This is a genomic window from Pseudoalteromonas umbrosa, assembly GCF_030125375.1.
In the GTDB taxonomy this organism is placed as follows: domain Bacteria; phylum Pseudomonadota; class Gammaproteobacteria; order Enterobacterales; family Alteromonadaceae; genus Pseudoalteromonas; species Pseudoalteromonas umbrosa.
The window spans coordinates 93,664-104,676 of sequence record NZ_JASJUU010000002.1 but is presented as its reverse complement, the minus strand read 5'-3'; the positions used below and the strand labels follow the sequence as shown (position 1 = coordinate 104,676).

Genomic DNA, 11,013 nt, shown 5'->3' with positions numbered 1-11,013 from the left:
GTTAGTGTAGTGTTCAGGTTTTATCTGAAATGCATACACAAAAACTGTGGAGCGTAGTTGGGTAGGAGGCGACATGGCGGATTATCAACAATGGCTGAGTGACTTTTCTAAATGGTGTAAAGATGTGAAGGAACATGAGCTTAAAAAGTTGATGGATGACTTTTTGCAGGAAGAAGAGAAGTGGCGACAGTTTGGAAAAAATAAACTAGGTGATTATCGACACTATTTTAAACGTGACTTACAGCATGTTTCTGAGTTTCAGGATCATTATGAGGGGGTTGCATGGGAAGAATTCAAAGAGTCTGTTTTGTATGAGCTGGCTTACTTAGAAGATAGGACGCAGCTTGAGTGGCATGCATTGATGAGTGATTTTGCGCATGATGGTATTTATAAAGAAGGTGAATGGATAGCTTTGGGGCAATTAGTATGTAAGAATTGCGGCAATAAAATCGATGTTTATCACTCTATTGAAATAAAAGCTTGCAGCGAATGTGGACATGATACGTTTTCAAGAAAAGCGCTCACGCCTTAGCGACCGTGCTTTAATTTTTCTAAGGTGAACAATAAAGAAACCAGGAATGACTAAAACAATTAAGCCACTGAGTTCGGAGCAACTGACTCCGACAGTCTCTTTGCAGCATATACATTCATGTATGCAAAATCCTTATCCAGAGTCTTTACCTTTTATCGGTCAGCAACGAGCACAGAGTGCGCTTGATTTTGCGCTCGGTATGGAGCTACCCGGTTATAATGTGTTTGTGATGGGTGACGCTGCAACTGGCCGTTTTACTATGGTTAAAGACAAACTAGAAGCACATAGTAAGACACGTCCAACGCCAAAAGAGTGGCTTTACGTTAATAACTATGACGATCACCGTGAACCAATAACGATGTTTATGCAGCCGGGGGAAAGTCGTCAGTTAGCAGATGATATTGACGCTTTTTTGGATGAAGTGGTAGATACATTCCCAGCTGCTTTTGATAACCCAGGTTATCAGCGTAAGAAAAAATCAATCGATAGAGATTTTGATAATAAATATAACGCAGCACTCACGGCTGTTGAGCAGTTAGCCATACAAAAAAGCGTCGTAATGCTTGAAGAAAACGGCGCTGTTAGTTTTGTTCCTGTGGTGAATGGCAAGCAGCTCGATGACAATGAATTTGCCGCTTTGAGTGAACAGGCACAGACGCAGTTTTACGATGCGATTGACGAGCTGGAAGATGGGTTAATTGAGGCATTAATTGAACTTCCGAGATGGAAAAGAGAATCTTCTGAAAAACTAAGAAAATTAAAGAAAACTACGATTGAACTGGCAACAAAACCACTTTTAAAGGCGCTTGAACATAAATATGCTAGCCACATTGGTGTTGTTCGGTATTTAAAAGATTTGCGCGTTGAAATAGTTGAAGCTGTCCTAGATTGGTTGGATGATGATTCAGCCGGTACGGACGAGCAAAAAGATGATTTTGATGCCAAAGGCATGCTTACAGACTTTTTTGCGCCAAATATTTTAATCGAATATAAGGAAGGTGCGCCAGCACCTGTGGTTTATGAGCCGAATCCGACATTCGGTAATATTTTTGGCAAGATTGAGTATGAAAGCGCTCAAGGGTCCTTAATCACGAGCTATCGCTCCATTCAAGCTGGGGCTTTGCATCGAGCTAATGGCGGTTACTTGATTATGGATGCGGAAAAAGTGTTGTCATCGCCACAAGTGTGGGATGGGCTGAAGTTATCTTTGAAAACGCATCAGATCAAGAATGATTTACCATTTCAAGACAGTTCCGTTGGCAGCAGCTTCACGCTTAAGCCTCAGTTAATCCCTATGGATGTAAAAATCATTTTACTCGGTTCTCGAGATCTTTATTACACCATAAGTGAGTATGATGAAGAGTTTGGGGAGCTGTTTAGAGTACTGGCTGATTTTGATTATTATTTACCGTCAAGCGACAGATTACAGTATCAATTTGTCAGCAAAGTACAAGAATATTGCGAGCAAACCCTGAACTGTAACTTATCTGCCGAGGCGTTGATCAGATTGCTAAAGTTCAGTTATCGTCAAGCTGAGCATAGAAGCAAATTATCTGCCCGTTTTGCGGATGTGTTAGAGCTCGTAGCGGAAGCCAGCTACTATGCAAAGCAGGATAACGCAGACACCATAGATGATCATCATATCAATGAGGCATTACTTGGAAAGCAATATCGCACTGGGCAACTTAGTGAAAATATGCTGAGTGATATTGAAGAGGGGCACACACTAATTGCGACACAGGGTAAAGCGGTCGGTAAAGTTAATGGTCTAACAGTGTTGCATATTGGTGATACGGCATTTGGTACTCCTGCAAGGATTACTGCGACAGTGTATGCAGGTTCTGATGGCGTAATTGATGTAGAGCGAGAAGCTGAGTTAGGTAAATCAATTCACTCCAAAGGTGTTATGTTGCTTACTGGCTATTTAGGCAACAAGTATGCGCAGAGATTTAGCCTTACCTTAAGTGCAAATATCGCTATTGAACAAAGCTATGGCTATATCGATGGCGATAGTGCATCTCTGGCTGAATTATGTGGTTTGATTTCCGCAATCACGCAACTCCCCATAGACCAATCGTTAGCTTTAACAGGATCTATCAATCAGCATGGTGAAGTGCAAGCTGTAGGTGGTGTCAATGAAAAAGTAGAAGGTTTCTTTAAGTTATGTAAAATGCGAGGTCTGACGGGCAATCAAGGTGTTATAGTTCCTCATTCAAACTTAATTAACCTAGTGTTAGAAGATGAAGTTGTAGAAGCTATAGAACGAAATAAGTTTCACATTTATGCCGTAAAGAATGTCGATGAGGCACTTGAGGTATTACTGGATGTGCCGGCTGGAGAAGCCTGTGAGGGTATTTATCCACAAGGTACGGTTAATCAATTGGCATTGGACAGACTTGAGCAAATAGCGCAAGTTGTAAGCGGTGATGACAAAGAGTCGCCCGAAGATAACGAGTAGGAGTAGTTATGTCTGCAACGAGTATTGTCGTTACGGTGTTAGTAATTGGGCTAGTATGGTTTATCTATAATGGTAATCAGAAACAAAAACAAATAGCGCAGATTAATCGTGAAGATGCAGAGGCGTTTTTAGCAGTAAATACTGAAAAAGAAGGTGTCATCACAACGGACAGTGGCCTGCAATATGAAGTGATCACAAAAGGAGAGGGTAATCAATTTCCGACCATGAGCGACAGTGTGCGTGTGCATTATCACGGTACGTTGTTAAATGGAATGGTGTTTGATAGCTCGGTAGAACGCGGAAAAGCGATCACTTTTACACCTAAACAAGTTATTGAAGGCTGGCGAGAAGCGCTTCAGCTTATGGTGACAGGTGATAAGTTTAGGCTCTACATACATCCAGATTTAGGGTATGGCAATAAGTCTGCTGGTAAGATTAGCGCAGGTTCTTTACTTATCTTTGAGGTTGAGCTTATCGACATTAACTAAAAGGAGAGAATTGCTGTTTCCTTTTTGTTAATTTTAGCTTGCAATTCGATTAAATTGTGTTTTAAATGGGAACAGGTATCGTCATGCAAGGAGGTGATACTTGACATATCTGTTTTTGATATTGGTTAATGTTGCAGGAGCTTTGATTTGTAGGAAGGTGAGTAATCACAAACTAAGTATAATTGAAGGATACTTTTCCTCCGCATACCCACGTTTTTATCAACGGCTCTCTCTAGATCGTTTTGATATCGGTAGAAAAAATTCTTTTGTTTATAACTTAGCTGAGTTCTCATCTGTAGGTGAATTACAAAATCTAAATGATGAACAATTAAGAGAACATATCTTTGAGCAGTATATAGCCGATATAGGTGTGATTTTTTTCTCTGTTGGCTCTGCAATTTTTTTATCTATTATGGTTTTAGATAAATAAAAAAACCCACTTTGGTAATCAAAGTGGGTTTCTCTTAGCTCCAGCTATCATACCTTTTTCGTCTGGATAAAAATAAAGTTAGTATCACGCCCAATATTAGACCAGAGAGGGCAATACCGCCGCCATAGGAGAGCAGCTTATGTTGTTCTTGTTCTGCTTTGGTCTGGCTTGATTCAATTTGCTGTTGTAATTGCTTGTTAAGATCAGTGATAGTCTTTTGTAATTCAATATTTTGAGTTTCTAATAATGCATAGTCATTTTGCAAATTTGGCACTGAAGCTTCCAAACTATTGAGCTGTCGTTGTGCATCGATTAAAGATGCATTTAAGTCAATAACTTGCTGTCGAAGACCTGCTTCGGCAGTTATAAACTTCGATTCTACCCAACCACGCCTGTTTTTATTATCAATAATCCTTACAAAATTATTTTCCTGTTCATTACTTATTTGTATTGGGGAACCAGCTTCTACCGAGCCGAGAATTCGATAATTTTTTCCAGGGCCTGAGTGCAAAAACAGGTAGAGGTTATCAACGATAAAACCGTTAGGCGTGATCTGTTGTGCCACTTGTGCGGGAGTGCTTGAGTTATCGACGTCTTGCGCACTAAGCGTAAGAGGTGAAAAAGCAAGCAGAAGTGGCAATGCGAGGTGCTTTATCATTCGCGAGCCCTTATTTTTTTAAGGTTTATATGAATTTATGAAAATAGTATGGCTTTAAAAAGCGCTTGGCAAGAGCTTAAAGTCTGATCGCCATTTTTTATTTCAAATCATGCAGCATAATGAATTTGATCTGAATGGGCGAATTAAAGCTAATGTATGGATTTATGCGATTATGCGGTTTTCAAATGGGTTAACGATTGAGAAGTGTTTATTTAAGGTACTATGCGAGATTTGAGGATTTATCGTCATTTCTCCTTTGTTTATGGTAAAAAGATTGCAAAATTAGGTGTCATTGTATATTTTGATCTTTCTCATATTATATAGGTAAACTACCCCCTGATGGACACTGAAATAGAACTGAAGTTTTTGGTTTCAGATAACGAAGTTCCGCTTATTCCTGCATTGATCACTCAATTTGCGAAGCGGGTAAATAACAAGCCGGCTAAACATTTAGAAAATGCATACTATGATACGCCCAGTAGAGAGCTCAGAGCACTCGACATAGGGTTAAGAACACGTTGTATGGATGGCGATTGCGAGCAAACGATTAAGCTTGCTGGGGAAGTCATTGGGGGCCTTCACCAGCGGCCAGAATATAACCTACCATTGAAAACAAAAAAGCCAGACTTACTTGCATTCGATCCTGCTATTTGGCCGATGGGAATGCGATTGGAGTCTGTGGCGGAAAATCTTTTCCCGATATTCAGCACTAATTTTATTAGAAGAACTTGGCTCATTGAGACAGAGGCGGGTAGTCTAATTGAAGTGGTTTTAGATAAAGGGGAGGTTAGTGCTAGTGGTAAATCGGAAGTAATCTCAGAGCTTGAAATTGAACTGGTTGAAGGAGAGCGTTCGGATTTATTCCTCTTGGCTGAGCAACTCGTATCGCAAATTGGTGTCAGGTTAGGGTTTTATTCAAAAGCTGCTAGGGGGTACAGGCTTGCAGATGATAACCCTTTATTACCTAACTCAGAAATTGGGTTCGTATCGCTGTCCAGCGACATGAATCAAGAGCAGGCTTTTATCAAGTCGATTAACTATGCGATTGAACTTGTGCAAAAACATGAGCAATGTTATGTCAATGAACCAAGTTTAAAAACACTTAAACGTATAATTGACGGGGTGCGTTTGATAAAACACGCTTTTTGGCTCTTTGAAGAGTTCGTCACAAAAGAAACGACTGACTTTTTGAGAAAAGAGCTTAAATGGTTATTAGGTGAATTGGATTGGGTCGAAAGTGCAATTTATTTAAAAACGTACACTTCTAAAAGACATGCCTATTACAAGCGGATCCATAGTGCGCCGGAGCTATCTCATGTTATTGATGACTTGAAACGTGTGCAGCCGACGAAGACTGATTTAGAGGATCTTTTTCACTGTCCTAGATATAACAAGTTGTTGTTATCACTTACCCGTTGGCTGGTAGAAAAAAGCTGGCGACAACAGTGGGATCAAAATGCTATAAAAGCCGCACAGAGCAGCGTTCGTTCGATGGCGAAAAAAACTTTTGAGTCGGAGTGGAAAAAGCTTCGCAACATGTATCCAGAGAAAACAGACATGACTGTTGCAGGCTATGTGCAGACACGTCCATGTATAGAAGAGATGTTGTTGAGTGGTAGCTGTTTTGGGGCATTGTTCAATGAAGAGTCAAGATTAGATTTTCGTGCTCCATGGATGGATATTCTGTCAGGTATTTATGAATTAGAAACATTGCACTATCTGAAGCAATTATGTGAAGGGCAAGAAGAACAACCCTTTTCAGATATACTCACGTGGTTACAGCAAAAATCAGATTTTTTAATTAGCGCAATGGATCAAAGCCGTCATGCCACAGTAAATTGTGAACCTTATTGGTAAAATCTTCACCATATATTTAGGTCTTTTAGTATGGCGTTGTTACACGCCTTACTTAGCTTATTTTCATTATTCGTCATTTCGAACGGTCATCATATTTGAAGGGCAGCTCACAAAGCATATTATTTTCAGAGCCAAAAGGTACCCGCTTTATTAACATGCAAACTGTGATTGTTAGAGGGTATCAAATAGGTGCGACAGGTCAAAATTCATCAACTACACTAAAGTCAAAGCCACCACAAAGGTGACCCATGATAGATATTGATGACAAAGTACTAGCAGATTTAAGATCAGGTTTTAATTTACCCGCTAAGCCAGAAATTTTACAAAGCTTGCAAGATGAGTTGAATAAAGATGAGCCCGAGCTAAATCGTGTTGCAGAGATTATCACAGAAGATGTAGCCACTTCAGCGGCCGTATTAAAAGTCATCAATTCCCCTGCTTATGGTATGTCGAGAACTGTGACAGATATAAAGCAGGCCGTTATGTTTTTAGGCATGAATTGTATAACGCAGGTTGTGACTGGCCATTTATTGAAAAGTGCATTTGCACAAGACAATTGCTGTATTTCACTACAAAGGTTTTGGGATAGTGCATCCGATATATCGCAAGTTGCCATGCTGATAGGGAAAAAGATAAACGCAGAAATTCCTATCGAAGACTTACAGTTACTTGGCTTGTTTCATGATGCAGGGGTCCCAGCAATGGCAATGCGCTTTCAAGACTACGGTGATGTGCTTGCGCGAGCGGCGCAACGTCCTGAATATTCTCTATTAGAATATGAGATGCAGCATTATCCCACAAATCATACAGTTGTCGGGTATTATTTAGCGAGTTCTTGGCATCTACCCAAGAGAGTATGTCAAATAATACTTTGTCATCATGATGCAATATTTTTCCAAGACAGTGACTCTAGTGCAGAAAAGCAGACGTTAGCTACACTAAAACTTGCAGAGAATTTTTGTTTTGAAATTAAAAATTTTAGAAGTTGTTCAGATTGGCATGCATTTAAAGATGATGTAATGCTTGCTCTGGATTTGAGTGATGATGATTACACTGATATTAAAGAAGACGTGGAAGAGTTTTTGATAGGGTAATAAAAAAGACGCCTGAGGCGCCTTTTTCTCATTGTTCTGTATTAATTTATTACAGACCTGCAGCCGCTTTAAGTGCGTCGGCTTTGTCTGTTTTCTCCCAAGGGAATTCTTCACGGCCAAAGTGTCCGTAAGCTGCAGTTGGAAGATAAATTGGGCGCTCAAGGTCAAGCATAGTGATTAGACCATATGGACGCAGGTCGAAGTGTTCACGAACAAGTTCAATTAAACGTGCTTCTTCAACTTTACCTGTACCAAATGTATCGATGCTGATTGATGTTGGCTCTGCAACACCGATGGCATAAGAGACTTGAATTTCGCACTTGTCAGCTAAGCCTGCAGCAACGATGTTCTTGGCTACATAACGCCCTGCATAAGCAGCTGAGCGGTCAACTTTTGATGGATCTTTACCTGAGAACGCACCACCGCCGTGTCTTGCCATGCCACCGTATGTATCAACAATTATCTTACGGCCAGTTAGACCACAATCACCCATTGGGCCACCGATTACGAAACGGCCAGTTGGGTTAATAAAGAATTTAGTAGCTTCAGTGATCAACTCTTTTGGTAGAGTTGGCTTGATGATTGTTTCCATTACAGCTTCAACGAGATCATCTTGCGAAACTGAGTCACAGTGTTGAGTAGATAATACAACTGCATCAATACCAACTGGTTTACCGTTTTCATATGCAAAAGTTACTTGTGACTTTGCATCCGGGCGCAACCAAGGAAGTGTGCCATCTTTGCGAACTTCTGCTTGACGTTGAACTAAGCGGTGCGAATACGTAATTGGTGCGGGCATTAAAACATCAGTTTCATTACATGCATAACCGAACATAAGGCCTTGGTCACCAGCACCTTGTTCCTCAGGACGAGAGCGGTCTACACCTTGGTTAATATCTGGAGACTGTTTACCAATTGTATTTAAAATCGCACATGAATCAGCATCAAAGCCCATGTCTGAATGCGTGTAGCCAATTTCACGAACTGTTTTACGAGTAAGTTCTTCGATATCTACCCAAGCGCTTGTGGTTACTTCACCACCAACCATGACCATGCCTGTTTTTACATAGGTTTCGCATGCAACACGCGCTTTAGGGTCTTGCTCAAGAATTGCATCTAATACTGCATCTGAAATTTGATCCGCAATTTTATCCGGATGGCCTTCAGAAACTGATTCTGAAGTAAATAAGTGCTTCGCCATTATTTTATACTCACAAAAAGTGCGCTTCGCGAACATGCGTAAAACAGCGCTGGAAAAATCTAAGGGCGTTATTCTAACTAAAACAGGGTTGTATGCATAGTTTTTTTACGCCTAGACGTCTATTTTTATGTAGTTGCAATTTACTCATTAAAAACAATGTGAATTTATCGTTTTTCTTATGATTTTAATTGCAGTGGTAATTTTATTAGGTAAGAATGGGCCTTTAAAAACCACCGTGCAAACACTTAAAGGTAGGAGAATCCATGCCATCTCGCAAAGAACTTGCAAACGCAATTCGCGTTCTATCCATGGACGCTGTACAAAAGGCTAAATCAGGCCACCCAGGGGCACCCATGGGCATGGCAGACATCGCAGAGGTACTTTGGCGTGATTATTTGAAGCACAACCCAAATAATCCAGAGTGGGTAGATAGAGATAGATTTGTATTATCAAATGGCCACGGCTCAATGTTAATTTATTCTTTATTACATTTGAGCGGTTATGAGTTGTCTATTGATGATTTAAAAAACTTCCGTCAGATGCATTCTAAAACACCGGGCCACCCAGAGTATGGTTATGCACCGGGTATTGAAACCACAACAGGTCCTCTAGGACAAGGTATTACTAATGCCGTCGGTATGGCGATTGCAGAAAAAGCACTTGCAGCACAGTTTAACCGTGATGAGTACGATATTGTAAATCACTTTACTTATGCATTTTTAGGTGATGGCTGTCTGATGGAAGGCATCTCTCACGAGGCGTGTTCACTGGCAGGCACATTAGGGCTTGGTAAGTTAATCGCATTTTGGGATGACAATGGCATTTCAATTGACGGTGAAGTAGAAGGGTGGTTCAGTGATGATACACCTAAGCGCTTCGAGTCTTATGGTTGGCATGTTATTCCGGCTGTTGATGGCCATGATAGCGAAGCTATTAAAGAAGCAATTGAAGCTGCGCGAGCTGAAACGGGCAAGCCAACGTTGATTTGTTGTAAAACTGTAATTGGTTACGGTTCACCTAACAAATCAGGCAGCCACGATTGCCATGGTGCGCCGTTAGGTGATGATGAAATTAAAGCTGCACGTGAATTCCTTGGTTGGAAGCATGACGCTTTTGAAATCCCAGAAGATATCTATGCAAAGTGGGATGGTGCGGCACATGGTCAACAGATCCAGAGCGAGTGGTTGGTGAAATTTACTGAGTACCAGATGCATTACCCAGAGCTTGCTGCTGAGTTCGAGCGTCGTACAAAAGGTGAATTACCAGCTAATTGGACTGAACAAACCGAAGCTTATATTGCTGAGTTACAGGCAAATCCTGCTAACCCTGCCACACGTAAAGCGTCACAAAATGCACTAAACGCGTTTGGTCCAATTTTACCAGAATTTATGGGCGGTTCAGCAGACCTTGCCGGTTCTAATTTGACAATTTGGGAAGGCTCAAAAGGTCTAACTGCGGATGATGCATCAGGCAACTATATTTTCTATGGTGTGCGTGAGTTTGGTATGTCTGCAATTATGAACGGTATTGCCCTGCATAAAGGTTTTATTCCTTACGGTGCCACATTCCTAATGTTCATGGAATATGCACGTAATGCAGTGCGTATGGCTGCATTAATGAAGCAACCAAGTATCTTTGTTTATACGCACGATTCAATTGGTTTAGGTGAAGATGGACCGACACACCAGCCAGTAGAGCAACTTGCTAATATGCGCTTAACACCTAACTTAGTTAGTTGGCGTCCATGTGACCAGGTTGAATCAGCTGTATCGTGGCAGCAAGCGATTGAGCGTAAAGACGGTCCTACATCTTTAGTATTTACACGTCAAGGTCTGGCTCAGCAAGCTCGTACTGACGAACAAGTTGCTGCAATTAAGCGCGGTGGCTACGTGTTAAGCTGTGATTCAAACCCTGAGGTTATTCTTATTGCTACTGGTTCAGAAGTTCAGCTGGCTGTAGAAGCTGCAGAGCAGTTACGTCAAGAAGGTAAAAAAGTACGTGTTGTATCAATGCCTTCTACAGACGTATTTGATGCACAGTCGGCAGAGTATAAAGAATCAGTATTACCTGCATCGGTAACTCGCCGAGTTGCAGTTGAAGCAGGCATTGCAGATTTCTGGTACAAGTATGTAGGCTTAAATGGCGCAATTGTTGGCATGAGCACCTTTGGTGAATCTGCACCTGCTGGTGAACTATTTAAGCACTTTGGCTTTACTGTTGAAAACGTAGTCGCTAAAGCAAACGCTTTGTTTTAATCGCGTTTTCAGAAATAAAAAAACCGCCAAGTAAGGCGGT

General features: G+C 41.0%; 9 protein-coding genes. 7 read left to right on the top strand and 2 right to left on the bottom strand.

Translation table 11 applies throughout. The annotated features are described in order from the left end of the window. The first annotated feature begins 73 nt into the window (after positions 1-73). From QNM16_RS07640 to QNM16_RS07625, 4 genes are all read left to right on the top strand, one after another. Complete coding sequence (locus QNM16_RS07640) at positions 74-532, top strand: zinc ribbon-containing protein (RefSeq protein WP_284019964.1); 459 nt, start codon at positions 74-76, stop codon at positions 530-532. A 46-nt stretch (positions 533-578) separates the two neighbouring features. After that, a complete protein-coding gene (locus tag QNM16_RS07635; protein ID WP_284019963.1) occupies positions 579-2,990 on the top strand; it encodes a Lon protease family protein in 2,412 nt (803 codons plus the stop codon). Positions 2,991-2,998: 8 nt separating this feature from the next. After that, entirely contained in the window at positions 2,999-3,478 is a 480-nt protein-coding gene (locus QNM16_RS07630; protein WP_284019962.1) for an FKBP-type peptidyl-prolyl cis-trans isomerase, read from the top strand. A gap of 100 nt (positions 3,479-3,578) precedes the next feature. Beyond that, positions 3,579-3,908, top strand: coding sequence for a hypothetical protein (locus QNM16_RS07625; protein WP_284019961.1), 330 nt, complete (start codon positions 3,579-3,581; stop codon positions 3,906-3,908). Positions 3,909-3,942: 34 nt separating this feature from the next. On the opposite strand, the gene QNM16_RS07620 is transcribed toward QNM16_RS07625, so the two are convergent. Then, positions 3,943-4,566 carry a TIGR04211 family SH3 domain-containing protein gene (locus tag QNM16_RS07620; RefSeq protein ID WP_284019960.1) on the bottom strand — a complete coding sequence of 208 codons (624 nt, stop codon included), beginning with the start codon at positions 4,564-4,566 and terminating at the stop codon, positions 3,943-3,945. Positions 4,567-4,905: 339 nt separating this feature from the next. On the opposite strand from QNM16_RS07620, the gene QNM16_RS07615 reads away from it, so the two are divergent. Both QNM16_RS07615 and QNM16_RS07610 read left to right on the top strand, forming a co-directional pair. Further along, positions 4,906-6,423: a CYTH and CHAD domain-containing protein gene (locus QNM16_RS07615; RefSeq protein ID WP_284019959.1), complete on the top strand. Its 1,518-nt coding sequence runs from the start codon at positions 4,906-4,908 to the stop codon at positions 6,421-6,423. Between the two features lie 248 nt (positions 6,424-6,671). Further along, complete coding sequence (locus QNM16_RS07610; protein WP_284019958.1) at positions 6,672-7,517, top strand: HDOD domain-containing protein; 846 nt, start codon at positions 6,672-6,674, stop codon at positions 7,515-7,517. A 49-nt stretch (positions 7,518-7,566) separates the two neighbouring features. Here QNM16_RS07610 and metK read toward each other — a convergent pair whose 3' ends face one another. Further along, on the bottom strand, positions 7,567-8,718 hold the full coding sequence (gene metK, locus QNM16_RS07605; protein WP_284019957.1) for a methionine adenosyltransferase: 1,152 nt from the start codon (positions 8,716-8,718) through the stop codon (positions 7,567-7,569). A gap of 263 nt (positions 8,719-8,981) precedes the next feature. Here metK and tkt point away from each other — a divergent pair, with 263 nt between their 5' ends. Beyond that, a complete protein-coding gene (tkt, locus tag QNM16_RS07600) occupies positions 8,982-10,973 on the top strand; it encodes a transketolase (protein WP_284019956.1) in 1,992 nt (663 codons plus the stop codon). Positions 10,974-11,013 lie beyond the last annotated feature (40 nt).